Annotated in this window: 24 protein-coding genes; 11 read left to right on the forward strand and 13 right to left on the reverse strand. The window is 71.1% G+C overall.

All coding sequences use genetic code 11. The features are described from left to right. Nucleotides 1-72 precede the first annotated feature (72 nt). Entirely contained in the window at nucleotides 73-2,343 is a 2,271-nt protein-coding gene (locus BQ9890_RS09065; RefSeq protein WP_075892964.1) for a prolyl oligopeptidase family serine peptidase, read from the forward strand. A gap of 118 nt (nucleotides 2,344-2,461) precedes the next feature. On the opposite strand, the gene BQ9890_RS09070 is transcribed toward BQ9890_RS09065, so the two are convergent. From BQ9890_RS09070 to dnaK, 7 genes are all read right to left on the reverse strand, one after another. Further along, entirely contained in the window at nucleotides 2,462-3,325 is an 864-nt protein-coding gene (locus BQ9890_RS09070; protein ID WP_075890984.1) for a hypothetical protein, read from the reverse strand. Between the two features lie 95 nt (nucleotides 3,326-3,420). Continuing rightward, nucleotides 3,421-4,167 (reverse strand): type 1 glutamine amidotransferase, encoded by a 747-nt coding sequence (locus tag BQ9890_RS09075; RefSeq protein WP_075890986.1) that lies wholly within the window; start codon nucleotides 4,165-4,167, stop codon nucleotides 3,421-3,423. Then, nucleotides 4,160-5,575 (reverse strand): Mur ligase family protein, encoded by a 1,416-nt coding sequence (locus tag BQ9890_RS09080; RefSeq protein WP_075890988.1) that lies wholly within the window; start codon nucleotides 5,573-5,575, stop codon nucleotides 4,160-4,162. The genes BQ9890_RS09075 and BQ9890_RS09080 overlap by 8 nt, the downstream gene beginning before the upstream one ends. 164 nt (nucleotides 5,576-5,739) lie before the next feature. Next, nucleotides 5,740-6,270, reverse strand: coding sequence for a heat shock protein transcriptional repressor HspR (locus tag BQ9890_RS09085; RefSeq protein WP_075890990.1), 531 nt, complete (start codon nucleotides 6,268-6,270; stop codon nucleotides 5,740-5,742). A gap of 35 nt (nucleotides 6,271-6,305) precedes the next feature. Then, complete coding sequence (locus BQ9890_RS09090) at nucleotides 6,306-7,379, reverse strand: DnaJ C-terminal domain-containing protein (protein ID WP_075890992.1); 1,074 nt, start codon at nucleotides 7,377-7,379, stop codon at nucleotides 6,306-6,308. A 46-nt stretch (nucleotides 7,380-7,425) separates the two neighbouring features. After that, a complete protein-coding gene (locus BQ9890_RS09095; RefSeq protein WP_230297890.1) occupies nucleotides 7,426-8,121 on the reverse strand; it encodes a nucleotide exchange factor GrpE in 696 nt (231 codons plus the stop codon). Next, the gene (gene dnaK, locus BQ9890_RS09100) at nucleotides 8,118-10,001 is read right to left on the reverse strand and encodes a molecular chaperone DnaK (RefSeq protein ID WP_075890994.1); all 1,884 of its coding nucleotides are present in this window, start codon (nucleotides 9,999-10,001) and stop codon (nucleotides 8,118-8,120) included. The genes BQ9890_RS09095 and dnaK overlap by 4 nt, the downstream gene beginning before the upstream one ends. 600 nt (nucleotides 10,002-10,601) lie before the next feature. On the opposite strand from dnaK, the gene BQ9890_RS09105 reads away from it, so the two are divergent. The 5 genes from BQ9890_RS09105 (at nucleotide 10,602) to BQ9890_RS09125 (ending at nucleotide 15,379) form a co-directional block, all read left to right on the forward strand. Further along, nucleotides 10,602-11,792: a methyltransferase domain-containing protein gene (locus tag BQ9890_RS09105; RefSeq protein ID WP_075890996.1), complete on the forward strand. Its 1,191-nt coding sequence runs from the start codon at nucleotides 10,602-10,604 to the stop codon at nucleotides 11,790-11,792. A gap of 250 nt (nucleotides 11,793-12,042) precedes the next feature. Further along, the gene (locus BQ9890_RS09110) at nucleotides 12,043-13,134 is read left to right on the forward strand and encodes a phosphodiester glycosidase family protein (protein WP_078062345.1); all 1,092 of its coding nucleotides are present in this window, start codon (nucleotides 12,043-12,045) and stop codon (nucleotides 13,132-13,134) included. Continuing rightward, on the forward strand, nucleotides 13,131-14,330 hold the full coding sequence (locus BQ9890_RS09115) for a bifunctional glycosyltransferase family 2/GtrA family protein (protein WP_075890998.1): 1,200 nt from the start codon (nucleotides 13,131-13,133) through the stop codon (nucleotides 14,328-14,330). Before BQ9890_RS09110 ends, BQ9890_RS09115 begins: the two co-directional genes overlap by 4 nt. Continuing rightward, entirely contained in the window at nucleotides 14,327-14,860 is a 534-nt protein-coding gene (locus BQ9890_RS09120; protein WP_075891000.1) for a GNAT family N-acetyltransferase, read from the forward strand. The genes BQ9890_RS09115 and BQ9890_RS09120 overlap by 4 nt, the downstream gene beginning before the upstream one ends. Nucleotides 14,861-14,929: 69 nt before the next feature. Further along, the gene (locus BQ9890_RS09125) at nucleotides 14,930-15,379 is read left to right on the forward strand and encodes a GNAT family N-acetyltransferase (protein WP_075891002.1); all 450 of its coding nucleotides are present in this window, start codon (nucleotides 14,930-14,932) and stop codon (nucleotides 15,377-15,379) included. Between the two features lie 43 nt (nucleotides 15,380-15,422). On the opposite strand, the gene BQ9890_RS09130 is transcribed toward BQ9890_RS09125, so the two are convergent. Continuing rightward, a complete protein-coding gene (locus tag BQ9890_RS09130; RefSeq protein ID WP_075891005.1) occupies nucleotides 15,423-16,118 on the reverse strand; it encodes a hypothetical protein in 696 nt (231 codons plus the stop codon). A gap of 13 nt (nucleotides 16,119-16,131) precedes the next feature. Further along, nucleotides 16,132-16,632 carry a MarR family winged helix-turn-helix transcriptional regulator gene (locus tag BQ9890_RS09135; RefSeq protein ID WP_075891007.1) on the reverse strand — a complete coding sequence of 167 codons (501 nt, stop codon included), beginning with the start codon at nucleotides 16,630-16,632 and terminating at the stop codon, nucleotides 16,132-16,134. 118 nt (nucleotides 16,633-16,750) lie between these two features. Here BQ9890_RS09135 and BQ9890_RS09140 point away from each other — a divergent pair, with 118 nt between their 5' ends. Further along, entirely contained in the window at nucleotides 16,751-17,350 is a 600-nt protein-coding gene (locus tag BQ9890_RS09140; RefSeq protein ID WP_075891009.1) for an NAD(P)H-dependent oxidoreductase, read from the forward strand. 98 nt (nucleotides 17,351-17,448) lie between these two features. On the opposite strand, the gene BQ9890_RS09145 is transcribed toward BQ9890_RS09140, so the two are convergent. Beyond that, a complete protein-coding gene (locus tag BQ9890_RS09145) occupies nucleotides 17,449-18,297 on the reverse strand; it encodes an aldo/keto reductase (protein ID WP_075891011.1) in 849 nt (282 codons plus the stop codon). Nucleotides 18,298-18,384: 87 nt separating this feature from the next. On the opposite strand from BQ9890_RS09145, the gene BQ9890_RS09150 reads away from it, so the two are divergent. Both BQ9890_RS09150 and BQ9890_RS09155 read left to right on the forward strand, forming a co-directional pair. After that, nucleotides 18,385-19,677: a M18 family aminopeptidase gene (locus BQ9890_RS09150; protein WP_075892970.1), complete on the forward strand. Its 1,293-nt coding sequence runs from the start codon at nucleotides 18,385-18,387 to the stop codon at nucleotides 19,675-19,677. Nucleotides 19,678-19,938: 261 nt separating this feature from the next. Then, nucleotides 19,939-21,363, forward strand: coding sequence for an IS1380 family transposase (locus BQ9890_RS09155; RefSeq protein WP_230297884.1), 1,425 nt, complete (start codon nucleotides 19,939-19,941; stop codon nucleotides 21,361-21,363). A gap of 182 nt (nucleotides 21,364-21,545) precedes the next feature. Here BQ9890_RS09155 and BQ9890_RS09160 read toward each other — a convergent pair whose 3' ends face one another. Both BQ9890_RS09160 and BQ9890_RS09165 read right to left on the reverse strand, forming a co-directional pair. After that, nucleotides 21,546-21,980, reverse strand: a complete 435-nt coding sequence (locus BQ9890_RS09160) for an organic hydroperoxide resistance protein (protein ID WP_075891013.1) — start codon at nucleotides 21,978-21,980, stop codon at nucleotides 21,546-21,548. 174 nt (nucleotides 21,981-22,154) lie between these two features. Then, nucleotides 22,155-22,709, reverse strand: coding sequence for an NUDIX hydrolase (locus tag BQ9890_RS09165; protein WP_078062346.1), 555 nt, complete (start codon nucleotides 22,707-22,709; stop codon nucleotides 22,155-22,157). A 167-nt stretch (nucleotides 22,710-22,876) separates the two neighbouring features. On the opposite strand from BQ9890_RS09165, the gene BQ9890_RS09170 reads away from it, so the two are divergent. Further along, nucleotides 22,877-23,521 carry a hypothetical protein gene (locus tag BQ9890_RS09170; RefSeq protein ID WP_075892972.1) on the forward strand — a complete coding sequence of 215 codons (645 nt, stop codon included), beginning with the start codon at nucleotides 22,877-22,879 and terminating at the stop codon, nucleotides 23,519-23,521. A 51-nt stretch (nucleotides 23,522-23,572) separates the two neighbouring features. On the opposite strand, the gene BQ9890_RS09175 is transcribed toward BQ9890_RS09170, so the two are convergent. Further along, the gene (locus BQ9890_RS09175) at nucleotides 23,573-25,144 is read right to left on the reverse strand and encodes an aspartate:alanine exchanger family transporter (RefSeq protein ID WP_075891015.1); all 1,572 of its coding nucleotides are present in this window, start codon (nucleotides 25,142-25,144) and stop codon (nucleotides 23,573-23,575) included. Nucleotides 25,145-25,276: 132 nt separating this feature from the next. Here BQ9890_RS09175 and BQ9890_RS09180 point away from each other — a divergent pair, with 132 nt between their 5' ends. Beyond that, a complete protein-coding gene (locus BQ9890_RS09180; protein ID WP_075891017.1) occupies nucleotides 25,277-26,362 on the forward strand; it encodes a hypothetical protein in 1,086 nt (361 codons plus the stop codon). Nucleotides 26,363-26,418: the final 56 nt, after the last annotated feature.

The following is a 26,418-nucleotide window of genomic DNA, read 5'->3' on the forward strand; positions in this document are numbered from 1 at the left end:
ATCCGCCCTCCACGTCACGCACCTCCGACGCCCGTGCGCACTGATGCCCACACCCTCGCGCACAATGGGGGCATGACGAACCCCGCCTCCCCACCCACTCCTCCGGCCTGGCTCGACGAGATCGAAGGGGAGCAGGCCCTGGACTGGGTCCGCGAGCGCAACGCCTCCACGGAGGCCGAGCTCGCAGGGCCGCACCTGCAGCACCTGGAGACCCGGCTCCGTGAGGTTCTCGACGCCCCCGACCGCATCCCCTTCGTCCGGGTGCGGGAGTCGTGGGCGTACAACTTCTGGACCGATGCCGACCACCCCCGTGGACTGTGGCGACGTCAGGACCTCGACACCTACCTCGCAGGGGGCGACGACTGGGTCGTCCTCGTCGACGTCGACGCCCTCTCCGCCGAGGAGGGCCGCTCCTGGGTGTGGCACGGTGCCAACGTGCTCCACCCCGACGGCGACCGGGCCCTCATCGACCTCTCCGAGGGCGGCTCGGACGCCGACACCACCCGCGAGTTCGACATCCCCTCCCGCTCCTGGGTGGAGGGCGGCTTCACGCGGACGCGGGCGAAGGGGTCGATGTCCTGGATCGACCGCGACACCGTGTGGGTCTCGAACGACTTCGGACCGGGTACCACCTCGACCTCCGGGTACCCACTGCAGGCGCGCCGGGTGCGACGCGGTCAGGATCCCTCGGACGCCGCAGCGGTCATCAGCGGCGACGCGGACGACCTGGCCGTGGGTGCACACCACGACCACACCCCCGGTTTCGGACGCTCGTGGGCGGAGGTCGCCCACGACTTCCACCACTCGACGACCTACCTGCTGGACAGCGCGCAGGAGGGCGCCGCGGAGGTGGGAGGACTCGTGCCGGTCCCCATCGCGGTCCCTTCCTCCGCCGACGTCTCCGCCTGGCGGGAGTGGCTGTTGGTGGCACTGCGGGAGGACTGGGACCTGGAGGGCAGGACCTGGGCCGCGGGCTCGCTGCTCGCCTTCGACCTGGACGACTTCCTGGCGGGGTCCCGACTGGCACACCCGGTCTTCCAGCCGGACGCGCACACCTTCCTGGACGGTTTCACCGCCACCCGGCACCACGTCGTCCTCTCGCTGCTCGACGACGTCACCTCACGTCTGCGCGTGGCGACCCCACCGCGGTCCGGGACGGGAGCGGTGGCCGGAACCGAGGCTGACGTCCACACGAGCGGGGGCGCGGACGCGACCGGGAGAGCGGACGAGGGCGACGCCGTCCCCTCGGCGGCCGCCAGAGTGTCCGCCCCGGCGACTGTGCCCGTGCCTGTGCCTGTGCCTGTGCCTGTGCCTGTGCCTGGATCGGACCCGAGCGCAGCTGCGTGGACCGTGCGCGACCTGGACCTGGGTGACACCGCGGTGCCCTCCCTGGCGACGGTGTCGGTGGGTGCCGTCACCCCGTTCGAGGACGACCGGCTGTGGTTGACCGTCTCCGGTTTCACCACACCGACGACCCTCGTGCTCCTGGAACTCGACACCTCGGGTGCGGTGGGCTCCACCCGGGTCGTGCGGCAGGCGCCCGCATTCTTCGACCCCACCGGCATCGAGGTCAGCCAGCACTTCGCGACCTCACCGGACGGGACACGCGTCCCCTACTTCCAGGTCGGCCGCCCCGGTGGGAACCCGACGGCGCCCACCCTCCTGTACGGCTACGGCGGGTTCGAGGTCTCCCTCCTCCCCCACTACGCCCCGGGCGTGGGCCGGGCCCTGCTGGAACAGGGCGGCACCTACGTGGTCGCCAACATCCGGGGTGGCGGTGAGTACGGCCCCGCGTGGCACCGCGCCGCCCTGCGCCAGCACCGCGACCGCGCCTACGAGGACTTCGCCGCGGTCGCCAGGGACCTGGTCGCCCGTGGCGTGTCGACCCCGTCGCACCTGGGCATCCAGGGAGGCTCCAACGGCGGACTGCTGACCGGGAACATGCTGGTGCGCGAGCCTGATCTGTTCGGCGCGGTCGTCGTCCAGGTCCCTCTCCTGGACATGCGCCGCTACCACACGCTCCTGGCGGGAGCCTCCTGGACGGCCGAGTACGGGGACCCCGACGACCCCGGGCAGTGGGAGTGGTTGCAGGAGTACAGCCCCTTCCACCGCTGGGACCCCGAACTGGCCCATCCCCCGGTGCTCATCACGACCTCCACGCGTGACGACCGGGTCCACCCCGCACATGCGCGGACCATGACCTGGCGGATGCTGGAGGGACGCGCGGACGTCCTCTACTTCGAGAACATCGAGGGCGGACACGCGGGAGCCGCGGACAATGCCCAGCGCGCACACGTCCAGGCACTCGTGTGGGAGTTCCTCTGGCAGCGACTGGGTGACTGATCACCCCGCAGCTGGTCCTCCGGTCGGGGCGCCCGTGGGAGCGACCGGACCACCGCGTGCCGGAGCCGTCGGACACGCGGCCCGGGACCCGGGGCGCAGCGAGCACACGACGTGCGGATCACGCGCGGTAGGGACCCATGCTCCACTGTCCGCGCTGGATCTCGCGACGACGACGGTTCACCCGCACCAACCAGATGATCCCGCCGATCGTCAGCGCGATGCCGAGCACGCCCACCGCCGTCCCCCACAGGAACGAACGGGTCCCGGCAGATGTCAGCGCCGAGGCATCGACCCCGGTCATCCCGACCAGCTGTCCTGTCGCGCCGGTGCACTCCAGGGTGTAGTCGCCGGCGGGGATACCCAGTCCGAGGACGACGGAGGAGTTCCCGGTCGTCTCGCCGAGTGCATGGGTGGAACCGTCGGAACCCTCCAGGGTGCAGCTGACCGCCTCCCCACCCGTGGCACTGACCAGGTAGGAGCCCGACTGGTCGACGGTCACCGTCGATCCTGACGTCACCTCACTCGCACTGGAGACGAGGTCCTGGAACCCCACGCCGGTGAGCAGCACCGTCACGAACACCCCGAGGGCGAGCACGGTCGCCGTCAGCGCCCCCACCACGATCAGCACGATCGCCCAGGCGCGGGACGGCAACGGTTGGGCGGGTCCACCGCCGACAGGACCGTAGGGGCCCGAGGGTGCGCCCGGCCCCGCCTGGCCGTAGGGAGGCAGGGACCCGTACCCGGGACCGGCGGGGGTCGCAGGACCTCCCTGGGATCCGGCCTGGGAGCCGGGCCCGCCGGGCGTCCCGGCCTGGGGCCACGGGGACCCGGAGGCCGGACCGGAGGTCTGGCCGTACTGCGGCCAAGGGGTACCGGAGGCCTCGCCGGGCTGTGCCGCGGACTCGTCCTCGGGCTTCCAGCCGGGTGAGCGCTGACCGAAGCGCGGGCGATCGTCAGGTGTCGGGTCGTTCGGAGTGGACATCTCGGCCCCTTCCAGGGGTTCAGCGTGATGACTGAAGTCTAGCCGGGCCCGCTCGGCGGTCGCCCGGGGAGACGGTTGACGGGGTGCGGGAGGCCTCAGGCGCGCAGGGCGCCCGTCGCCTCCAGACGTTCCCGACGCAGTTCAGGGACCCCGGGAACGTCGAGGGGCTCCAGGTCGCGCCCCACCGCTCGGGAGAGCAGCAGGTCCGCCAACTGAGGATTGCGGGCGAGGGCGGGGCCGTGCATGTAGGTCGCGATGATCGCACCCTGGACGACACCGTCAGTGGCCACCGCTGCGGGCTCTGTCCCTTCAGGAGTCCCGTTGCCGGTGCCCACCAGCACGCGGCCCAGGGGGGCGGCATCCGGGCCCAGCACCGTTCCACCCCCGTGGTTCTCGAAACCCGTGAGCAGGTCGGTCAACCCCTCCACCAGGGGTTCGGAGACGAGCTCCCCGATGGTGCGGTGCCCCTGGGGGTCGGTGGTCACGTCCAGGACCCCGATGCCGGCGACGCGCTCGCCTCGGGCATCTCGGTACCAGTGCCCGAGCACCTGCAGTGACGCACAGATCGCGAGCAGGGGATGACCGGCGTCGAGGGCGCGCACCAGGCCCGGGTCGCTGGCGAACTTTCCCGCCGCCAGTGCCTGTGCGGTGTCCTCGCCACCCCCCATGGTGTAGATGTCGAGACCCTCCGGGATCGGCGTGTCCAGGTCGATGACGTGGACCTCGGCCTCGAAGCCGCGCCGGTGTGCGCGCTCGCGCAGGATCCAGGCGTTCCCGGTGTCCCCGTAGGTCCCGAGGACCTCGGGCAGCAGGACGCCGATGCCCAGGACGGAATCACTCATCGCTCCCCCTCGTCGGAGTCGTCTCACCGGAGTCGTCAGGAGTGCTCGCGGCCCCGCCCTCGTCGGAGCCCTTCCCGACCGCACCGCGACCGCGGGCGTCGAGGACCCTCTTGAGATCACGGAAGGCGGTGTAGTTCGCGAGGAGCTCGACCCTGCCGGGGCGGCACAGCGCGATGGCCTCCATGGGCGTCCCGACACGACGGCAGTGGAGTCCGTCGTACTCCAGGCGCACTGCGAGGTCCGCCCCGCGCTCGCCGCAGGCCACGACCGTGCGTCGGCGCCCGGTCTCCAGGGCCGAGAAGTCCACGTCCCACAGCCAGGAGAGGTCCTGCCCGTCGGGGACCTGGCCGTTGACGGCCACCACCACCTGGTCGACCTCCGGGTCGATCATCGTCATGGCCTCCTGCCAGCCCGCAGGGTTCTTGGCCAGCATGACCCGCACGCGGCGCCCGTCGACCTCGTGGACCGAGTAGCGCCCGGCGACCTCACTGACACCGCAGACGGCGGCGGCGGCCTCGTGCGCATCGGCCCCCAGGGCGACGGCGGCGGCGACGGCCTGGGCCGCGTTGCCGAGGTTGGCCACCCCCGGGAGTGCCAGGTGCAGCTGCTCGCGGATCCCTCCGGGACCGACCAGCACCGCGCTGGCGCCGTCGGCACCGGCGGAACCGGGCTCGGCATCCTCCAGCCACCACTGCGGGTCGGGACGGGCGAAGGCCGTCGGTCCGTCGGCGACGTGCCAGGAACCGTCGGCGCGGACCACGCGACCACCTCGGGGGAAGCCCACCGAGTCGGCCCCCCAGCCCCCTCCGGCGGCCACCCACACGACGTGGTCGGAGTCCCACGCGGCCGAGGCGATCAGGGGATCGTCGCAATTGGCGACCACGACTGCCGCGGGGTGGGTGTCCACCGCCGAGCGGAGGCGCCTCTCGACGGTACCGATCTCCCCGACGCGGTCGAGCTGGTCGCGCGAGAGGTTGAGCAGGACCATCACCGCGGGGTCGACGTCCGCGGCGACCAGGGGCAGGTGCATCTCGTCGACCTCGAGGGCTGCGAACGGTGCCCAGGGGGCCTCCATGAGGGCGGTGACGATGCCGGGGGGCATGTTGTCGCCATTGACATTGGAGGCGACCGCGGCGCGGGTCGACAGTGCGGCGCGCACCATCCGGGTGGTGGTGGACTTCCCGTTCGTCCCTGTCACGGTGACGCACCGACGCCCGCGGGCGAGGTCGGCGAGGACACGTGGTGAGACCGCGAGCGCGACCTCACCGCCGATCATCCCGCCGGACCCGCGGCCGAGGGTGCGCGAGGCCGCCCGGGCCAGTCGCCCGACCCCGGTCGCCAGGTGTGAACGCACCGACATGTGCTCGCGCACCGAGTTCCCCTGTGCTGCTCCCCCGGGCTGATTCATGGGGTCACACTAGCGCGGTGCCACACCGGTGCGCGCCCGGGCCCGCGGGGGTCGCGGACATGGATCGACCCCGGGTCCACAGCGGACTCCGGGGTCGGATGCTGACGGGAGGGGGCAGGGCGTACCGGGACCCCTGGGGCCCCGTGCCGGGAGAGGAGTGGGTGTCAGAAGGCGCCGAAGGTGCCCTCCACGACACGACTCCCCCCGCGTGGACGCACAGATGTGCCGCCCGCGGGTCGGGCCGCCTCGATGGTCGCCCGGGCGGCCCGGTGGGCAATCGCCGCGCGCAACGGGTCCCACAGGACCAGGTCCGCGCGGTGCCCGCCGCTCCCCTCGGTCCACGTGGCGCGCTGTCCCCGCCGCAGCGGCGAGACCTCCCCGGTGGCCGAGGCCGCGAAGACACGGTCCCGACGTTCCTCGAGCTCCTCGAGGCGGTCCCTCAGGAGCGCACCCTGCTCACGCAGGTGCTCCACCTGGGCCTCCAGGTCGAGGATCCGACGGATCCCCGCCAGGTTGATCCCGTCCTCCTGCGACATGCGCTGGACGTCGCGCAGACGCTGCACGTCGCGTGAGGTGTAGCGACGCCCGCGCCCCTTGGAGCGGGCGGGCGTCACCAGACCGAGGCGGTCGTACTGACGCAGGGTCTGGGGGTGCATGCCCGCCAGCTCGGCAGCGACCGAGATGGCGAACAGCATCCCCCGGGGCTCACCCTGATCACGCGCCACGGTGCTCACACCCGTGCCCGGTCGGCCAGACCCGCACGCGGGTCCCAGTCACCCTGGCTGGCGGCCAGGGCCTCCACGGCCCTGCGCTGGTCGGCATCCATGTCCTTGGGCACCGCGACCTGGATCTCGACGAGGAGATCACCGGTGCGCTTGCCGTGGTGGACACCGCGACGGCGCACCCGCAGCACCGTGCCCGAGGCCGTCCCGGCGGGGACCTTCAGTGAGATGCTCTTCCCGTCGGGCAGGGGCACGGACACCTTGGCACCCAGTGCGGCCTCCGCGTACGTCACCGGCAGGTGCATGCGCAGGTCGTCACCGGAGCGGGAGTACACCGGGTGCGGCTCGACCTTGATGGTCACCACGAGGTCGCCCGCGGGCGCCCCGAGCTGGCCGGGACGGCCCTTGCCGCGCAGACGGATCTTCTGGCCGTCACGCACCCCCTCGGGAATGCGCACCGTCATCGACTTCCCGTCCACGCTCATCCGCACCGTGGTGCCCTCGAGCGCCTGACGGAAGGACAACGAGGTGGAGGCCCTCAGGTCGGCACCGCGCTGCGGGGAACCACCCCCGAAGCCGGAGCCACCTCCTGACGTCCCACCGAAGGACGCCCCGGCACCGAAACGACTGCCCCGCCCGAAGGAGGCGCCGCCCGGGGCCGCGCCTCCCCCGCCGAACAGGTTGGAGAGGATGTCGTCGAAGTCGCCACCCCCGTTGGCCGAGCCACCGTTGGTGCTGTAACGGACACGGGTCCCCCCGTTGCCGCCACCGAACATCGAGGAGAAGACGTCCTCGAACCCGGCGCCGTTGGAGCCGCCGGGTCCGGCGGAGAACCTCGCCCCGCCGCCGGCCATCGCCCGCAGTGCGTCGTACTGCTTGCGCTGCTCGGCGTCGGAGAGCACGGCGTACGCCTCGCCGATCTCCTTGAACCTCTCCTCGGCCTTGGCGTCACCCGGGTTCTGGTCCGGGTGCCACTTCCGGGCGAGCTTGCGGTACGCCTTCTTGATGGCATCCTGATCGGCGTCCTTGTCGACGCCCAAGGTCTTGTAGAAGTCCTTCTCGAGCCAGTCCTGTCCGCTCACCGCAACTCACCTCCTTGATCCATTGTCGTGTGCTCCGTGGTCATCCTCACTCGGGATTCTCGACCAGCACCTTCGTGGGCCGCAGCACCTTGTCACCCATCCGGTACCCCGGCTGGAGCACCTGGGCGACCACCGGGTGGTCGACCTCGGCACTGGTGCGCGCCATGAGGGCCTCGTGCAGTGCGGGGTCGAAGTCGTCCCCGACGGCACCGAAGCGCTCCAGGTGGAAACGGGTGGACAGTGTGTCCTCCAGCTTCTGGGCGATCGACGCGAAGGGACCCTCGAGCTCGCCGTGGGCCCTCGCCGCGTCGATGTCGTCGAGCACTCCGATGAGGGACTCCACGACCTCCTCGTGGCCCGACCCGCGGTGGGCGGAGGCGGCCTCCTTGGCCCGGCGCACGTAGTTCCCGTACTCCTGGTTGAGGTTGAACAGGTCCGCCTTCGCGCGGGCGAGGTCATCCCCCAGCTCGCCGATACGGGCCATCGCCCCGGCGAGCTCGGAGTCCTCGACATCGGCCTCGAAGTCCGACATGTCGTGCCCCTCCTTCCCCGTTGCGGGTGCGTCCGTCTCCCCGGCGTCGTCGTGCCCGGTGTCGGGCTCCCCGGCGCCGGAGGGGGTGGCGGGCGCCGAGGCGCCCGCCTGCGCCGCCTCGGCGGCGCCGCCCTCGTCGGTGTGGCCCGATGCACCAGCGGGGGTGCCGGGCTCCTCGCCCGACTCGCCGTTCATCGGTTCCTCACTCACTTGTCGTCGTCCTCGTCCACGATCTCGGCGTCGATGACGTCGTCATCGTCGGAGCTGGAGGACTGGCCCTCCTCGGAGGAGAACTGGGCGCCCTCGTCACCGGTGGGGGTCTCCGACTCGGAGGCCTGCTGGGCGGAGTAGACCTCCTGGCCGACCTTCATGCCCGACTCGTTGAGCTTGTCCAGGGCGGACTTCACCGCGTCGGTGTCCTCGCCCTCCAGGGCCTTCTTCAGGGCGTCGATGTCGCCCTGGACCTCGGTGCGCGTGCCCTCGGTGATCTTGTCCGCGTTGTCCTTGAGGAGCTTCTCCATCGAGTACACGGTCTGCTCGGCCAGGTTGCGGGTGTCGGCGGCCTCGCGGCGCTTCTTGTCGTCCTCGGCGTGTGCCTCGGCCTCGTGCACCATGCGGTCGATGTCCTCCTTGGGCAGGGCGGACCCACCCGTGATGGTCATCGACTGCTCCTTGCCGGTGCCACGGTCCTTGGCGGAGACGTGGACGATGCCGTTGGCGTCGATGTCGAAGGTGACCTCGATCTGGGGGACGCCACGCGGGGCCGGCGCGATGCCGGTCAGCTCGAAGGTGCCCAGCGGCTTGTTGTCACGGGCGAACTCGCGCTCGCCCTGGTAGACCTGGATGAGCACGGAGGTCTGTCCGTCCTCAGCGGTGGAGAACACCTCGGAGTGCTTGGTCGGGATGGCCGTGTTGCGCTCGATGAGCTTGGTCATGATCCCGCCCTTGGTCTCGATGCCCAGGGACAGCGGGGTGACGTCGATCAGCAGGACGTCCTTGCGGTCGCCCTCGATGACGCCGGCCTGGAGGGCCGCGCCCACGGCGACGACCTCATCGGGGTTGACGCCCTTGTTGGGCTCCTTGCCACCGGTCAGTTCCTTGACGACCTCGGTCACGGCGGGCATACGGGTGGAACCACCCACCAGCACGACGTGGTTGATGTCGGAGACCTTGATGCCGGCCTCGCGGATGACGTCGTGGAACGGCTTCTTCGTGCGCTCGAGCAGGTCGGAGGTCATCTCCTCGAACTTGGCGCGCGAGAGGGTCTCGTCCAGGTGGATCGGGCCGTCGGAGGTCATCGAGAGGTACTGCAGGGAGATGTTGGTGCTCGTCGCGGAGGACAGCTCCTTCTTCGCCTGCTCAGCGGACTCCTTCAGACGCTGCAGGGCCACCGGGTCCTTCGACAGGTCCGCACCGGTCTTGGACTTCACCTGCTGGATCAGCCAGTCGACGATGCGCTGGTCCCAGTCGTCGCCACCGAGTCGGTTGTCACCGGCGGTCGCGCGGACCTGGATGGTGGAGAACCCGTCGTCATCCTTGCCGATCTCCAGCAGGGACACGTCGAAGGTGCCACCACCGAGGTCGAAGACCAGGATGTTCTCGTCCTCCTTGCCCTTCTCCAGGCCGTAGGCCAGTGCCGCGGCGGTGGGCTCGTTGACGATTCGGGTCACGTTGAGGCCGGCGATCTGACCGGCGTCCTTCGTGGCCTGGCGCTGCGCGTCGTTGAAGTAGGCGGGGACGGTGATGACCGCGTCGGTGACGGGCTCGCCGAGGTACTCCTCCGCGTCGTGCTTCAGCTTGGCCAGGATGCGCGCGGAGATCTCCTGGGGGGTGTACTTCTTGCCGTCGATCTCGGTGGTCCAGTCAGTGCCCATGTGGCGCTTGACGGAGGAGATGGTGCGGCTGACGTTGGTGACGGCCTGGCGCTTGGCGATCTCGCCGACCAGCACCTCACCCGTCTTGGAGAATGCCACGACGGAGGGCGTGGTGCGCTGCCCCTCCGCGTTGGCGATGATGGTGGGCTCGCCACCTTCCAGGACCGCGATCGCGGAGTTGGTGGTGCCGAGGTCAATGCCGATTGCTCGTGCCATGTGTGTCTGTTCCTTCCGTCCGTCCCGGTGTGGATTTCCGTGGCGGCCGGTGGGCCGCCGGCGGTGCCGGTTCGGTGTGTGTCGTTGTTCGGGGCTCTTGCTTGAGTCTCCTCCACTCAAGGTTAGAGTGTTGCCTCCCGGGTGGCAACCCGGCGGGCCTCAAACTTGAGTCTGCTGTACTCAACTCATGGGGGGTGGGTTTATTCCCGTGGCCCGGATCCCCATCGACGAGGGCGGGGCGAGGGCGCTCCCCGAGGCCAGGTGACCGGCGCAGACGGCGCTGCGCGCCCGATCCCGCGGGTCGACGTCGCCCAGCGTGGCGCGACACCGACCACCTGTGCTCTCGACACCGGGTCACCCCCGGACCGGACCGGGCCCCGACCCACGCGCCGTCGACGTTCAGATCCCCCGGCGGTCGCGGGAGAACGGACTCCGATCCCCGAACAGGGCGGACTTCGACCTCCGAACAGAGCGGACTTCGACCCCCGAACAGAGCGGACCTCGACCCCCGAACAGAGCGGACTTCGAGCCTGGAACAGAGCGGACTTCGCCGAGGGGGAGGGGTGGGGAGGAGTGCGCCCGCCGTGGGAGAATCCCCGGGTGGAGTGCGCGTACTGGGATGCGGGAGTCTGCCGTTCGTGCACCTGGCTGGAGATCCCCTACGCCGACCAGGTGACGGACAAGCAGGCTTCCGTCGAGCACGCCCTGGCGGAGGTCCCGGGGGCTGCGGACATCACCTGGCTCCCGGCGCGCACCTCGGCGGAGACAGGGTTCCGCACACGGGCGAAGATGGTCGTCGGCGGGACCACGCAGGACCCGACCCTGGGAATCCTCGACACCGACCGCCACGGGGTCGACCTGAGGGACTGCCCGGTCATGGATCCCGCCCTGCGGGCCGCCATGCCCGGCCTCGCCCATTTCATCCGACGGACGGGACTCGTGCCCTACGACGTCCCCCGGAGGAGCGGCGAGCTCAAGTACGTCCTGGTGACCTCGGCCGATGACGGCACGCTGATGGTGCGGTTCGTCCTGCGCTCCCGTCGCCAGCTCGCCTCCCTGCGCCGGAACCTGGGGCTGCTCCTGGAACTGGTGCCCTCCACACGGGTCGTCACGGCGAACATCCACCCCGTCCACGAGGCCATCATCGAGGGCCCCGAGGAGATCGTGCTCACCGGGTCCGCCACGCTCCCCATGCGCGTCGGCGACGTCGTCCTCGATCCCGGCCCGCGCAGCTTCTCCCAGACGAACACGGAGGTCGCAGGTGACCTCTACCGCCAGGCAGCCCGGTGGGTCGACGAGGGCGGGGCCCGCAGCCTGTGGGACCTCTACTGCGGGGTCGGTGGCTTCGCGCTCCACGCAGCGCGGGCCGGAGTCGCGGAGGTGACCGGGGTGGAGGTCTCCGGACAGGCGATCGCCTCGGCCCGGAAGGCTGCGGACGACCTGCTGTCCGGGACCGCAGCCCCGGGCAGCACCTCGTCGGTCCACCCAGCGACGGGGTCCGGTGCCGCACGCTTCGTGGCAGCGGACGCCACGGAGTGGGCCCTGGGGCAGGAGTCGGTCCCGGATGCCGTCGTGGTCAATCCTCCCCGCCGGGGGATCGGGCCTGACCTGGCCCGATGGCTGGACGACTCACGGGTCGGCCTGGTCGTCTACTCCTCCTGCAACCCGCAGAGCCTGGCCCGGGACCTCCTCGCCATGCCGCACCTGCGCCCCCAGGAGGCGCGCCTGTTCGACATGTTCCCCCACACCGCACACGCCGAGGTCGCCATCAGACTGACCCGGAGGGACTGACCCCGGGAGGGCGACCCACCGCAACCCTGTGCAGGGTCGACCGGACAGCACGGCAGCGGCACCACAGGACTGTCGGCCTGCGACACACCCCACTGCGGCGCACCGGTGGCGCAGCCGGACAGTGCAGCACGGGACCCGCCGGGGACCGGGGGCACGGGACCGCCGGACCCCCGCCCGGCGACCGAGGTGCACAGCACGGACACAGCAGCACCACACCGGCGCACGAAGTCCACCGGCGATCCTGCCGGGCATGGAGCGAAACGACGACACCCCTCCGGAGCGCGAGCCGGACCGGGACACTGACCGCGCCGACGCCGACGCCAGTGACGGACGACGGATTGGGAAGAGGACAGGGAGGGCCCTCCTCACTGGCGCCCTCACCCTCCTGCTCGCCCTGGGAGGGGCGAGCGCGTGGGCCCTCGACAGGTTCGTCATCCCGCACGTCGAGGTCACCAATGCCTCGGCGCTGGAGTCCACCACCTCGGCCGGGGACTCCTCGGCCGGCACCGACAGTCCGGGTGACACCTCCTCCGGGTCCTCCACGGCGGAGGACGGCACACAGGACGACAGCCCGACCTCCTCGACGACCACCACCGCGACCAGCTACCGGTCGGGGGACACCTCGGTCTCCCTCTCCGCCGTCACCACGGGCAGCGGATCCGACACGGTGACGTACTACGTGGCCGACGTCCGGCTCAGTGATGCGACAGATCTGAGGTCCGCGTTCGCCGATGACTCCTTCGGGGAGAACATCACCGAGAAGACCTCCCAGATCGCCACGGAGAACGGCGCCGTCCTGGCCATCAACGGTGACTACTACGGGTTCCGTGACACGGGGATCGTCATCCGCAACGGGGTCGTCTACCGCGACGAGGGCGCCCGGGAGGGCCTGGCCCTCTACCGCGACGGGAGGGTGGAGGTCTACGACGAGACCACCACCGACGCCCGGACCCTCGTCGACGAGGGCGTGTGGAACACGCTCTCCTTCGGCCCGGCGCTGGTCGAGGACGCAGAGGTCGTCGACGGCATCGACTCCGTCGAGATCGACACGAACTTCGGCAACCACTCCGTCCAGGGGGACCAGCCCCGGACCGCCATCGGGGTCATCGACGAGAACCACCTGGTCCTCGTCGTCATCGACGGACGTTCCGAGGGCCACTCCCGTGGCGTGACGATGACGGAACTCGCCCGGATCATGAAGGACCTGGGTGCGACGACTGCCTACAACCTCGACGGCGGCGGTTCCTCCACCCTGTGGTTCAACGGCGAGGTCGTCAACCAGCCCTCCAACGGCGGGGAGAGAGCCACCTCCGACATCCTCTACATCCGGGCCGGGTCATGATCGTCCTCATCCCGGCCTTCCGACCGGACGAACGCCTCCTCGCCCTCGTCACCGGACTCCGACGGGCCCGGCGCGACCTCCTCGTCGTGGTCGTCGACGACGGCTCCGGACCCGACTCCGCCCACCTCTTCGCAGGGGCCGCGGAACGCGGCGCCGAGGTCCTCCACCTGGCCGCGAACCGGGGCAAGGGCGCGGCCCTGCGCACGGGCTTCGAGCACGTGCGCAGGCACCACCCGGGATCGGACGTGGTCACCGCCGACGCCGACGGGCAGCACCGCGTCGGCGACATCCTCCGTGTCGTCCACACCCTCGAGGAGGCGGGCACCCTGGTCCTGGGCGTCCGGGAGTTCTCGGGGGAAGTGCCCCTGCGCAGCCAGATCGGCAATGACATCACCGCCCTGCTGTTCCGCCTCTCGACCGGCTGGAACCTCGCGGACACCCAGACCGGGCTGCGGGGGCATCCCGCCGAGCAGCTGGACTGGCTGGTGGGGATCCCCGGGGACCGTTACGAGTACGAGCTGAACGTGCTCCTCTCCGCGGCCCGCGCACACCTCCCCTCCGAGCAGGTGCCCATCGAGACGGTCTACGACAGGGGGAATGCCACCTCCCACTTCCGCCCCGTGCGGGACTCGCTGCGCATCTTCGCACCCCTGGTGGCGTTCTCGGCATCCTCGCTGGCCGCCTTCGGTGTCGACCTGGCAGTCCTCCTGTTCCTGCGCCCGTTCTTCTCCGGCCTGCTGCTCCCCGTCATCGGGGCACGCCTCGTCTCCGCGACGGTGAACCACGGGCTCAACCGGCGCATCTTCCGCGCGCGGAAGGGGACCGCGGCACGCACGGGTCTGCGCTACGGCCTCCTCGCACTCGCGATGGTGGGTGCCTCCTGGGGTGCACTCACCGTCCTCACCACGCTGGGCCTTCCCCTGTGGGCGGCGAAGGTGGTGGGGGACGGTGGACTGTACCTGCTGAGCTTCCACGTCCAGGAGCGCTTCGTCTTCGCCCCCGGCCCACCACGGTCCGTGCAGTCCCGCCGGTCGGGGCCACTCCCACCCCGGACACCGACCGGACCCACCGGCGCGCGTGTGGCACGGACCACGGGGGCCGGAACCGCACGCGACCTGACCACACGCTCAACGTGCGTCCCCCCACAGCTGAGGAGCTCGTCGACCGTGCGGGTACAGAGGATAATCGAGGGGTGACCTTCCAGCTGAGACGCACCGAGCTGTCCGACCTCCCGATCCTGATGGGGTGCGTCCCGACCGCCACGGATCTCGTCCTCTGGTCCGGCACGTCGTTCCACTGGCCCCTGGATCTTGACCAGCTCGCACAGGATCTGGAGGAGGCCACGGCGAACGGGCGCATCCTCTGGACGGCCGTCCAGGGCGATGGGCTTCCGGTGGGCCATGCCTCGCTCATCACCAGCGACGACGGCACGATCGGCCGCTTCGGCCGCGTGCTGATCAACCCCGTCAAGCGCCGCAAGGGGTACGGACGCACCCTCGTCGAGCGGAGTGTCGAGGCCGGGTTCACCGAGACCGGGATCGACCTCATGACCCTGGGCGTCTACGAGCACAACCGTGCCAACCGCGCCCTCTACGCCGAACTCGGCTTCGAGGAGACGGGTGTCGTCTTCGACACCGAACTGGACGGCCGCACCCGCCGCCTCATCGAGATGTCCTGCCCGCGGACGTCGTTCCGGCCCTGGGCGGAGGGCACGCCCACCGCCTGACGCCACCACCCGGCCGTCCCGCACCGGACACCGATAGGATCCCACCACCACCCACACGAAGGAGTGCCCATGTCCGTCGAACTCGTCACCACGTCCTCCCCCGAACTGGTCGAGGCCATGGCGCTCCTGGTCCCGCAGCTGTCACGCAGTGCCGAACCCCTGGACGCCGCGGCCACCGACCGTCTCGTCTCCCAGGAGAGCGTGCACCTGTTCGTCTTCCGCGCCGACGAGGGCGCCCCCCACGCCGGCCGGATCCTCGGCATGCTCTCCCTGGCGACCTTCGCGATCCCCACGGGTCTGCGCGCCTGGATCGAGGACGTCGTCGTCGACAACGGGGCACGGGGCTCGGGTGCGGGCCAGGCCCTGGTGGAGGCGGCACTCGCCCATGCCCGCACCCTCGGTGCCCGCACGGTGGACCTCACCTCGCGTCCGTCTCGGGAGGCCGCCAACCGCCTCTACCGCAGGTGCGGGTTCCAGCAGCGCGAGACCAACGTCTACCGCTACAGCCTGGCCGACTGAGCGCACCCGGTCCGCGGAGGGGGGACACCCCCGTCGGGGACCCTCACCCCACCAGGCGGACCACGACCCAGCTCCCCAGGAGCACCCCTCCCAGCGCGGCTGCCCCTGCCGCGACGAGGGTGACCGAGGGGGCGATGCGGGTCGTGACGCGGCGCGTGAGTGCGACGAAGCGCTCGCCCGCCCCGGCCACCAGCGCCACGGCGAGCAGGACCACGGGTGACTGGGACACGAGCGACCACACGAGGAAGCCGAGGACGACCTCGGGGACCGCGCGGTGCGAGGAGAGGACGACACCTGCGGGGAACGGGGGGTCGGACAGCACGATCGCGACGAAGAACAGCGCCACCAGCAGCAGCGGGAGCGGCCCCGCGGCGATGCGGGCGGCCGTGCGCGTCTCCCGGCGGGCGCGCCCCGGGTCCTCCGCGGCACCCCGGGTCGTGGCACGACGGCGCAGTGTCAGGACTCCCCATGCGAGGAGGGCCGTCGCGACGAGGGCGGCCACCCCGAGTCCGAGGGGGGACTCCGCCAGTGCGGACCAGTGCACGTGGCGGATCGCCGGGCCGGCGACGAGGGTGAGGGCGACGCCCCACGCGGTCGTGGCGAGGACCAGGACGGCGGCGAAGAGGACGACGGTGCGCCGCCGCGCGCCCAGTGAGAGGGCCCCCACGGAGATGAGCATGGGCCCCGGGTCGAACCCGAGCCCGCCCAGCAGGGTCATCGCTCCGAAGTAGGACCACACCGGCCCGATTGTGTCACAGGGGTCGGGCGTCCTCCCGGGCCTGCGCCCGGCAGGCCGGGGTGCCGAGCAAGGCGGCTCGGACCCGGTCCGCACATGCCCCGATCGCGAGCGTGTCGTCCACTCCCAGTGCCTCCACGAAGTTGGCACGCACCTCACGGTCGACCACGGTGCTCGCGCGTGCGTGCAGCTCCCGCCCCTCCTCGGTCAGCTCCACGACGGTGGAACGCCGGTCGGAGGGGGAGGGGAGGCGGCGCACCAGGCCGAGCTTCTCGAGGCGGGTCACCGCACGCGTGGCCCCCGAGCGGGTGAGGGCGACCGAACTCCCCAGGTCGCACATGCGTCGTGCCTCAGGGGTGGCGGCCAGGCCGTCCAGGAGTTCGACGTCGACGAGGGCGAGGTCGACCTCGGCCCCGAGAACGCGATCGAGATGCGCCGTGAAGGTGCGCGCCGCCAGGATCCAGCTGTGCCACGCGCCCATCTGCTCGCCCTCGGGGAGCTCCCGGTCGTCCGACATGCGTCAACCCTATCATTCAGTTGACTGAGCAACATCTCGCGGGTAACGTGAGATTGTTGCCAGATCAACGACCCCGGCACTCCGCCGGGGTCACGGAGCATCACCTGAGGAGAACCGGATGACCAAGGTCGCCATCGTCTACTACTCATTCACCGGGCACGGGACCGCCATGGCCAAGCGCCTGGCGAGCACCGCAGAGGCCCTCGGCGCGGAGGTCCGCGTGCGGCCCGTCGCCGACGACACCCCTGCCGAGCGCATCGCGGCCATCCCGCCCGCGGCCGCGAACGCCGCCGAGGTCGCCGAGTACCCCACCGCGACACCCGAGGACCTCGAGTGGGCCGACGTCGTGATCCTCGGCTCCCCGACGCGCTACTCCGCCGTCACCCACCAGTTCCAGGCCTTCATCGACACGCTGGGGCCCCTGTGGGGACAGGGCAAGCTCGCGGACAAGGTCTACACCGCGTTCACGTCCTCCCAGACACTGCACGGTGGACAGGAGTCGACCCTGATCCACATCAACACGATGATCGCCCACTTCGGCGGCATCCTCGTCACCCCCGGGTACACGGACCCGACGAAGTTCGTCGACGGGAACCCCTACGGGACCTCCCACGCGACGGGCCCGGAGAACACGGAGCCCCTCTCGGAGGCCACGCTGGACGCCCTGGACGTCCAGGTCACGCGCGCGATCTCGGTCTCGCGCCGCCTCGGGGCCTGAGCCCCCACTGCGGGGACCGACTGACACAGTCGACACGGAGGGGCCCGCACCGGTCCGGTGCGGGCCCCTCCGCCGTGTCCTCACGCCACCGGCAGCGCTCAGAACTCCTCGTAGACCGCGGGATCCTGACCCTTGGTGCGCCCGTCGGGGCGCCCCAGGGCGGTGATGGCCGCCATCTCCTCGTCGCTCAGTGCGAACCCGAAGACGTCCAGGTTCTCGCGCTGGCGTCCGGGATTGGAGGACTTGGGCAGGGGGATCGATCCCAGCTGGTGGTGCCAGCGCAGGATCGTCTGGACGGGACTGACGTCATGGGCACGAGCGATCCCCTCGACCACGGGGTCCTTCGCGACGGCGTTGCCGCGCCCGATGGGGCTCCACGACTCCGTGCGGATCCCCAGCTGGGCGTGCACCTCCAGCTGTTCGGTCTGGGGGAAGTAGGGCAGCAGCTCGATCTGGTTGACGGCCGGGACGATCCCGACCTCGTCGATGATGCGGTGGAGGTGCTCGGGCAGGAAGTTGGAGACGCCGATGGAGCGGATCAGTCCCTCACGCTGCAGGTCCGCGAGCGCCCGGTACGCCTCGACGTACTTCCCGACCTTGGGGTTGGGCCAGTGGATGAGGTAGAGGTCCCAGTAGTCCAGCCCTGCCCGGTAGAGGGACTCGTGGACCGTGTCGATGGCCTGGTCGTAGTCGTGGTGGCGCCCGGGCAGCTTCGAGGTGAGGCGCAATTCCTCGCGTGGGATGCCCGCGCGGCGCACGGCCTCGCCCAGTGCGCCCTCGTTCTCGTAGTTGAAGGCCGAGTCGAGCAGCCTGTAGCCCTGGTGCATGGCCGAGACCATGGCGTCGACGCCGCTGGCGCCGCTGAGCTTGTAGGTCCCCAGCGCGATCGCGGGCACGACGTCGCCGTCATTGAGGGTCCATGTGGGGATGTCGAGATCCGTGTCCATGCACCCAGCGTAATTCCGATGACCCCCTGCGCGCCCGGCGAGACGTGGTGGACGGAGCCCGCAGGGGGCTCGGCCTACCATGGCACCATGCCCCTGGATGCCACCCGCGAACACGCGATCGACTACGCCCACTTCCTGGCCGACAGCCCCTCCTCCTTCCACGCAGCCCACCTGGTCTCCCAGAGACTCCAGGACGTCGGCTTCGCCCTCCAGGAGGAGACCCGCCCGTGGGAGGCGACCCCGGGCGGACACGTCATGGTCCGCGACGGCGCGGTGATGGCCTGGTTCGTCCCCGAGGAGGTGGGTGAGGACGCAGGGTTCCGCATCATCGGCGCACACACGGACTCCCCCGCCTTCAAGCTCAAGCCGAATGCCTCCACGACGACGACCGACGGATGGGGCCAGCTGGGTGTCGAGGTCTACGGCGGCATGCTGTGGAACTCGTGGCTCGACCGCGAGCTCGCCCTGGCCGGTCGCCTCATCACCACGGACGGACATGAGGTCCTCGTGCGCACGGGGGCCGTCGCACGCATCCCCCAGCTCGCCATCCACCTGGACCGGGGTGTCAACGGGGACGGGCTCAAGCTCGACCCCCAGCGTCATCTCCACCCCGTGTGGACGGTGGGGCACCCCGGTGCCGACGTCCTGGACGTCGTGGCCCGTGATGCCGGCCTGGAGGACAAGGACCGGATCGCCTCCTACGAGTTGGTGACGATCCCCGCACAGGGCCCGGGATTCTTCGGCGAGACGGGCCAGTTCGTGGCCTCGGGACGCCAGGACAACCTCTCCTCCGTGCACTCCGCACTCACCGCCCTGGAGGCCCTCGCCGCGGAGCCCCCGGCCGGCGGCGACGTCCTGGTCCTGGCCTGCTTCGACCACGAGGAGGTCGGGTCCGCGACGCGCTCAGGAGCTGCCGGCCCCGTCCTCGAGGACGTCCTGCGCCGCACCGCGTGGGCGCTGGGGCGCGACGCCGAGGGCACGGCACGCCTGCTGGCGGCGTCCTCGTGCGTGTCCTGCGATGCGGGGCACTCGGTGCACCCCAACTACGCCGACCGCCACGACCCCGGCACGCGGCCCGTCATGGGGCGCGGGCCGATGCTCAAGATCAACGCGAACCAGCGCTACGCCACCGACGCGGTGGGCACCGCGCTGTGGGACCGGGCCTGCACCGCTGCCGGTGTGGCCCACCAGGAGTTCGTCTCCAACAACGCCATGCCCTGCGGTTCCACGATCGGTCCGATCACCACGACCCGTCTGGGGATCACCACCGTCGACGTCGGCATCGGCCTCCTGTCGATGCACTCGGCCCGGGAGATGAGCCACATCGCTGACCTCCAGGCGATGTCCGCAGCCCTGCACGCCTACTGGATGGGGGCCTGAGGGCCCCGGCCCGGACCCCGCGCGGGCGGGTACTGTCCCCCTGGGTCCCGCGACCTCCCCGCTGGCAGCACGATGCCCCCACCGCTCCGGTGGGGGCATCGTGCCCGTGCCGACTTCGGCACCGTGGTACTGCTCGGGCCGTCCGCAGGGCCGGGGTCACCTCCGGACCCGCACCGGCCCCCGACTCAGCCCTGATCCACCGTTTAGGGGGTGGGTTGTGGGGGTGTGAAAAAGGGAGGATGCCCCTTCTGATCTGGGATAATGGGTGTCGCCAGACAAACCATTTCACCAAGTCGAGGGGGCATCGCTCAGGTGCAATCGTCTCACACTCCCACCCGCCGTTTCACCCCGGTCTTCGATGAGGACCACCTCGTCTCCGCCGGGGGCCTGCCCGCGGTGATGGGCCTGGCCCAGCGGGCCGGGCTCGCTGATCTGCTGAACGAGCGGCTGACGGTGGCATCCCCGAACGCGGTGGTCAAGACGCGCGCGCTGGTGACGGGCATGCTGGCGGGGGCCGATGACATTGACGGGATGGATGTCTTGCGTTCGGGGGGCACGGCGAAGGTGGTGGGGGCGGTGCGTGCCCCCTCCACCCTGGGGACCTTCCTGCGGTCCTTCACCCACGGTCACACCCTCCAGCTGGGAGCCATCAACCGCCAGCTCCTGGCCAACCTGGCCCCCAGGGTCCCCACCCTGTTCGGCAGTGATGAGCTGGTGATGGTGGACCTCGATGACACCATCCGGGAGGTGCACGGGTATTCGAAGCAGGCGGTGGCCTACGGCTACAACCATGTCAAGGGCCTCAACGCCCTCGTCGCCACCATCAGCACCGAGCACACCCCGCCCGTGATCGCCGGGGCCCAACTGCGTCGGGGCAACATCCGCAGCGGGGGCAACGCCGCCTGGCACGCCAAGAGAGCCCTCACAGTCCTCAGACGCGTCCGCCCGGATGCGAGGGTGATGGGTCGGGCTGACAGCGCGTTTTGCACGTGCGACTTCGTCCACGCCTTCCTCGACGCCGGGTGCTGGTTCTCCGTGACCGTCCCCCAGTGGAAGACCGTCACCCGAGCCATCAGTGCGATCCGGGAGGAGGAGTGGGTGGGGATCCACTACCCCAACGCCGTCTTCGAAGAAGACACGGGAGAATGGATTAGTGACGCCGAGGTCGCAGAAGTCCCCTTCACCGCCTTCACCTCCCACACGGTGAGTGAACACGTCACCTGCAGGCTCGTCGTGCGCCGTGTCAAGCGGTTGAACCCGAAGGCCAGCCCGGGTCAGGGGGAACTGTTCGACACGTACCGGTACCACCCCTTCATCACCAACTCCACCCTCCCCATGGTCCAGGCCGATGAGCGTCACCGGGGACATGCGATCATCGAGCAGGTCATGGCCGAGTTGAAGGGCAATGCCCTGGCGCACCTGCCCTCGGGGAAGTTCCAGGCCAACGCCGCCTGGCTGCAGTTGGCGGTCCTGGCGTTCAACATCTCCCGGGCCGCAGCCCACGCCGCAGGCATGAACACCGCCCGCATGCCCACCATCCGCACCCGACTCATCCACGTGCCAGCACGAGTGGCCACGAGGTCCAGGCGCCGCTTCCTGCACTACCCGACCCACTGGCCCTGGCAACGCCAGTTCATGGACCTGTGGGGCCACGCCACCGGCAGCGACCCGCCCCTGGCGGCCTGACCACCACCCACCCAGCCCCAGCGGGCCCAACCCGAGGAACCCCAGGACAAGCCGACACCAGTGGTCGGAGACCCCACCACACCCCGGAACCCGAACACCCTCACACCAGCACAAACACACCACCACAACCCCATCCCGCTCGCCTCACACCACCCCCACCCCCACAAACGGTGGATCAGGGCTCAGAGGGACTCGACCGCCGAGACCTCGACGGGGACGTTGCCGCGCGTCGCCTTCGAGTAGGGGCAGAGCTGGTGGGTGCGCTTGGCGAGCTGTTCGACCTGCTCGATGGGCAGGTCGGGGATGTAGACCTCCAGCAGGACGGAGATGGCGAAGGACTCGCCCTCCGGGCCGATCCCGACCGAGGTGCGCACGACGGAGTCCTTCACGGAGACCCCCGCCTCCTTGGCGGCCAGTCCGAGTGCCCCCTGGAAGCAGGCTCCGTAGCCCATGGCGAAGAGCTGCTCGGGGTTGGTCCCGTCGCCGGGCCCTCCCATGGCCTTGGGTGCCCTCAGGTCGAGGCTGATGTCGGGATCCGTCGAGACGGCACGTCCCGAGCGTCCTCCCGTCGACTCAGCGACGGCGGTGTACACGATCTTCTCCGGTTTGTTCCCCATGTCCTCATCCCACCACCGGGTCGGTGGGCCCGCAACCGCTGGATGTGACCGTCGTCATGGGAGTGGGGTGCGCACCGCCCCACTGGTGCGCAGGAACGGTCGCTCGCGCCGGACGGCCGGGAGGGGAGCGGACGCAGCGTGCAGGGGTGTCAGGACCCGAAGGGGAGTAGGGCCTCAGAGACCTGCGGGGCGCGGCTGCGCAGCTGACCCACCGACCGAGCCCGCCCCCGACGCCTGACCCCGGGGGGCCTCGAAAGCGGCAGCGACCTCTCCTGAGAGTGCGCGGGCGATGACACGCCGGAAACGCTCGTTCATCGGGGGCAACTGCGAGGCGGGCACGAAACGGGCCTCGGTGTTCTCACCGTCCGCCGGCCTCGGCTCCCCCGAGACCCAGTCCATCACGAAGGCCGTGTCCAGGTAGCTGGAGACGTCCCCGTTGTCGTAGACGACAGGGCCCACCACGTCCACGGAGACCAGGCGCCGCGGGGTGGCCACGACGTCCGCCTCCTCCAGGACCTCGCGGGCTGCGGCCACGGCAGGGGCCTCACCGGGGTCCACGATCCCCGTCACGGGGGTCCAGGCGTGGGTGTCACTGCGGCGCACCACGAGGACCTCGGGTTCCGCGTCCACACCGTCCCGGCGCAGGACCACCGCCGTGCAGCCGGGGACCCACAGCGGTGCATGGCCGATGTGTTCACGCAGGTCGAGGATGAATTGGGGAGTCGTCATGCCCTCCACCCTACCCACGTGGCCCCGAGCCCCCGCGGACGCTCCGGGGCCCCACCACCGTCGGCCCTCCCGGTGGCGACGGGCAGAACCTAGGATGGACCCCCAGGAGCGGGGGCACGCAGGTGTCCCCCATCTTCCTGCGTCCCCACACGTGGAGGCCCACCCGCATGCAGACCAGACCCGGATTCGACACCTACGCCTTCGTCCAGCGCATGGGTGCCAATGTCGCACTCGTCCACACCTGGCCGGGCGAGGCCTCCTCCCTGGTCCACCGGACGCTCGGCGACGCCGGGATCGAGACGTCCCTGGTCGGGGAGGACCAGCCCGGGGGCGGAGCCGTCATGTACTTCGCCGAGGAGGACGTCGAGGACGACATGCTCGGCCGCATCGCCGACGAGCTCACGCTGCGCGGCATCGGGGCATACGCCCACACCCTGGTCCACGACGACGTCGCCGACGCACACGTCGACGCCTTCACCCGCGTGGGAGTCGCGCATCCCCACGAGGGCCGGCGTGTCGTCCTGGTGCACACCTTCATCCACGACGCCCCCGAGGGGATCGGTGCCACGACCTGGATCTTCGGCGCACCGGGGGACCTCGCGGACGTCGCTCTCGCGCTCAACCCGCGTTTCGAGGTCGCCCCCGTGCGTGAGCCCGCCGGGCTCGCCGCCCTGGAGGTCATCCACCTGGAGCTCAACGCCGGGCTCGCGCGCCCCGTCGAGGTGCAGCGCTCCCTCACCGGCGCGCTCCGGAGCGCGGGCTTCGAGGGTCCGGTGCTCATGACGAACAACTCCACCCCGCCCCGGTTGTGAGGCCGCCCGGGCGGGCGTGACCCGGGATCGGGTGGTCGGCGTCGACCGCCCTCAGGGCAGCGCCCAGATGAGGGGCACGAGGAGGATCTTGACGATGATCGAGAAGGCGAAGAGGGTCGCGTAGGCGGCCTCGATGCGTTCATCGGGCAGGCGGGCCGCGGCGGCCTGGAGCACGGCGGGTTGACCGAGGAACCCGGCCACTCCCCCGGCGGTGCGCGGGGCGGACAGCCCCGTCCAGCGGCCGGTCACCGCCAGGGCGACGCAGCACACCGCGACCATGACGACGCTCAGCAGTGCGGCCCTCCACCCCTGGGGGGAGACCAGCAGTCCTCCCAGGTCGGGCCCGGCGCCCAGGCCCAGGGCCGCCAGGAAGAGCATGAGCCCGATCTGGCGGATCGTCAGGTTCGCGGACTCCGGAAGGGTCCACACCAACGGCCCGGTGCGACGCAGGGCGCCCAGCACCATGCCCACCACCAGGGGACCCGCCGCCGAGCCGAGCTGGAAGGTGGAACCGCCGGGCATCGGGAAGGACACCGCCCCCAGGAGCATGCCGAGCACCATGCCGATGCCGAAGGCCATGGCGTCCACCTCGGCGACGCGGCGCTCCGAGTCCCCGAGGAAGGTCTGGACGGCGTCGAGCTCCTCCGTGGGCACGACGACCGCGGCGTGGTCACCCAGCTGCAGGGCCAGGTCGTCGCGGGCGAGCAGGTCCAGGTCCCCGCGGCGCACCCGGGTGATGGCGGCCCCGAAGCGTGTGGCCATGCCGAGCTCTCCCACGGTGCGACCCGCGACCTCCGGGTTCGACACGACGACGCGCTCGAAGGCGACATCCGTGCGGTCGTCGGAGAGGTGGTGGCTGACGGGGTCCCCGATGTCCTTGAAGGCCTCGTTGAGGGACGTCGGATCGCCGACCAGGAGGACCAGGTCGCCCTCGCGCAGCTCCTCACCGGGCACGACCACCCGGGTGCGGCCCTCCCGGCGGAGGTAGGACATGCGGATGCGCTGGTCCGCCCACGCCGGAATGCTGCGCGTGCCCACGGTGTGGCGCACCCGCACCGTCAGGGCGTCCAGGCCCGTCCCCGCCAGGGAGGGGGTGTCCCTGCGTCCCGCCCAGGAACGCGTCACGGTCATGGTGACCACGACGATGCCCACGACGACGCCGATGGGGTACCCGAAGGCGTACCCGACTGCTGCCTGCGGGTCGCCGGTCACCCGGGTGGCGGCGTCCAGGGCGGGGGCCGCGGTGAGGGCACCGGTGAAGAGCCCGGTGCTCAGTCCCCTGTCCAGGCCGAGCAGGGAGCCCCCGCCCACGGCCACCAGCGCCCCCAGCAGGCACGCGCCAGCACATGCGGCCAGCAGACCGGTCTGGCGTCGCAGGTCCTGGAAGAAGGTCGCCCCCGCACCGATGCCGACGGTGTAGACGAAGAAGGCCAGACCGATCTGCTGGACGATCTCCATGCCCTCCCCGACGTCCGGGCGCCAGGCGGACACGGCGAGGCCGACGAAGAGGGCCCCGGCCGCCCCGAAGCGCAGGGGGCCGAAGCGGATGGCGCCGAGCGCCGCGCCGACACCCACCACCAGGAAGAGGGTGAGGAGGTGGTTCTCGGCGAGGAGGTTGCCCATGGGGCAAGGGTAGCGAGGGCGGGCCCCGCGCCCGGGGGGTTGACCAGCGCGGGTGCCCCACCGGGGGCGGGAGGCCGTGGGTGGGCAGGGTGGGTGCACGGGCGTGACCACGGACCCCGATAGGGTGGGGTCATGACACTGGAAGGGGCGATCGGGCGCGTCGAGCCCGGTCCCGAGGAACAGGAGGTCCTGGCGGCACTGCTGGAGGAACTCCGGCAGAGGCCCCGGGACCTGGTGGTCCCCGTCACCCACGACTACCCCGCACACTGCCTGGACGGTCGCCCCTGGGACGTCCCCTCACTGCCCACCGGGGGTTGGGGCCACCCTCCACGGCGCAGCACCGGGCGTCCGACCACCCCGGATGCAGCGGGTACGGCGTCGGCCCCGGCGGGCATCGCCGCCACCAACGGCTCCACGGGTGCCACGACACTGCCCGCGCCACACAATCCGGGCACGCCCTGTGTGGCCGGGGGAACCCTGTCGACCTGGATCGTCGACCTGCTGCTGACCGGCCTCTTCCGGCCCGAGCCACCCGAGGCCCCCCGCCGGGGGGCGGACACCGACGAGATGGCGCTCATCTCCCCGGGACGACTGGGCGAGGAGCTCCAGACCTGGACCCCGGCCTGGCTGTCCCTCACCTGCGCGGCCCTGAGGGATGCGGGCCTTCCCGTCTCGGCCCACACCGATGACCACGCGGAGGGTGCGGACTGCGGGTGCGGCGCGGCCGACTCCCTGGGGACGATCCTCGCACTGCTCGGGCAACGCCCGCGTGGGGTGGACGTCCTCCTGCGCCAGTGGGGTGTCGACCCGGGGGACCTGCCGGCACCCGTGGTCGGGCGCTGCGCCGCCCTGGCGCTCACCCTGCCTCCCGGCGACGGGATCGTCGGTGTGGTCTCCGGCTACGCCCAGGCGCCGCTTCCCGTCATGCACGGGCAGCACCACGAGGCCGCGGTCCTGGCCAACGCCATCCCCGGGACCACCGTGGACATCCCCCGGGTGTCCCACCTGCTCGCCCGTGCCCTGCCCGGGAACGCCGCCCCCCAGTCCTTCGTGGTGGACACCTGGTCCTTCGAGCGGATCGCGGACTTCTACCTGGACCGTGACCGCCCCGCCGCAGCGACCCGTGCCGAGGTGGTGGCCACGGTCGCGGCGTTCAATGCGGCGACCGTGCTGACCCTGTGTGGTCCCGGCATGTCGGCCGTCACGCTGCGCGACTGAGCTCGGGAACGCCGGGGACCGGCCGCCGACGGCCCCGGTGACGGCTCCCCCCCCCC

Source organism: Actinomyces provencensis, assembly GCF_900155435.1.
Classification (GTDB): domain Bacteria; phylum Actinomycetota; class Actinomycetes; order Actinomycetales; family Actinomycetaceae; genus Pauljensenia; species Pauljensenia provencensis.

Coding starts and splice junctions, on each gene's coding strand:
- BQ9890_RS09065 (WP_075892964.1), top strand. CDS start 73: ATGACGAACCCCGCCTCCCCACCCACTCCTCCGGCCTGGCTCGACGAG.
- BQ9890_RS09070 (WP_075890984.1), bottom strand. CDS start 3,325: ATGTCCACTCCGAACGACCCGACACCTGACGATCGCCCGCGCTTCGGT.
- BQ9890_RS09075 (WP_075890986.1), bottom strand. CDS start 4,167: ATGAGTGATTCCGTCCTGGGCATCGGCGTCCTGCTGCCCGAGGTCCTC.
- BQ9890_RS09080 (WP_075890988.1), bottom strand. CDS start 5,575: ATGAATCAGCCCGGGGGAGCAGCACAGGGGAACTCGGTGCGCGAGCAC.
- BQ9890_RS09085 (WP_075890990.1), bottom strand. CDS start 6,270: ATGCTGTTCGCCATCTCGGTCGCTGCCGAGCTGGCGGGCATGCACCCC.
- dnaK (WP_075890994.1), bottom strand. CDS start 10,001: ATGGCACGAGCAATCGGCATTGACCTCGGCACCACCAACTCCGCGATC.
- BQ9890_RS09110 (WP_078062345.1), top strand. CDS start 12,043: ATGGAGCGAAACGACGACACCCCTCCGGAGCGCGAGCCGGACCGGGAC.
- BQ9890_RS09115 (WP_075890998.1), top strand. CDS start 13,131: ATGATCGTCCTCATCCCGGCCTTCCGACCGGACGAACGCCTCCTCGCC.
- BQ9890_RS09125 (WP_075891002.1), top strand. CDS start 14,930: ATGTCCGTCGAACTCGTCACCACGTCCTCCCCCGAACTGGTCGAGGCC.
- BQ9890_RS09135 (WP_075891007.1), bottom strand. CDS start 16,632: ATGTCGGACGACCGGGAGCTCCCCGAGGGCGAGCAGATGGGCGCGTGG.
- BQ9890_RS09140 (WP_075891009.1), top strand. CDS start 16,751: ATGACCAAGGTCGCCATCGTCTACTACTCATTCACCGGGCACGGGACC.
- BQ9890_RS09145 (WP_075891011.1), bottom strand. CDS start 18,297: ATGGACACGGATCTCGACATCCCCACATGGACCCTCAATGACGGCGAC.
- BQ9890_RS09150 (WP_075892970.1), top strand. CDS start 18,385: ATGCCCCTGGATGCCACCCGCGAACACGCGATCGACTACGCCCACTTC.
- BQ9890_RS09155 (WP_230297884.1), top strand. CDS start 19,939: ATGGGTGTCGCCAGACAAACCATTTCACCAAGTCGAGGGGGCATCGCT.
- BQ9890_RS09160 (WP_075891013.1), bottom strand. CDS start 21,980: ATGGGGAACAAACCGGAGAAGATCGTGTACACCGCCGTCGCTGAGTCG.
- BQ9890_RS09165 (WP_078062346.1), bottom strand. CDS start 22,709: ATGACGACTCCCCAATTCATCCTCGACCTGCGTGAACACATCGGCCAT.
- BQ9890_RS09170 (WP_075892972.1), top strand. CDS start 22,877: ATGCAGACCAGACCCGGATTCGACACCTACGCCTTCGTCCAGCGCATG.
- BQ9890_RS09175 (WP_075891015.1), bottom strand. CDS start 25,144: ATGGGCAACCTCCTCGCCGAGAACCACCTCCTCACCCTCTTCCTGGTG.
- BQ9890_RS09180 (WP_075891017.1), top strand. CDS start 25,277: ATGACACTGGAAGGGGCGATCGGGCGCGTCGAGCCCGGTCCCGAGGAA.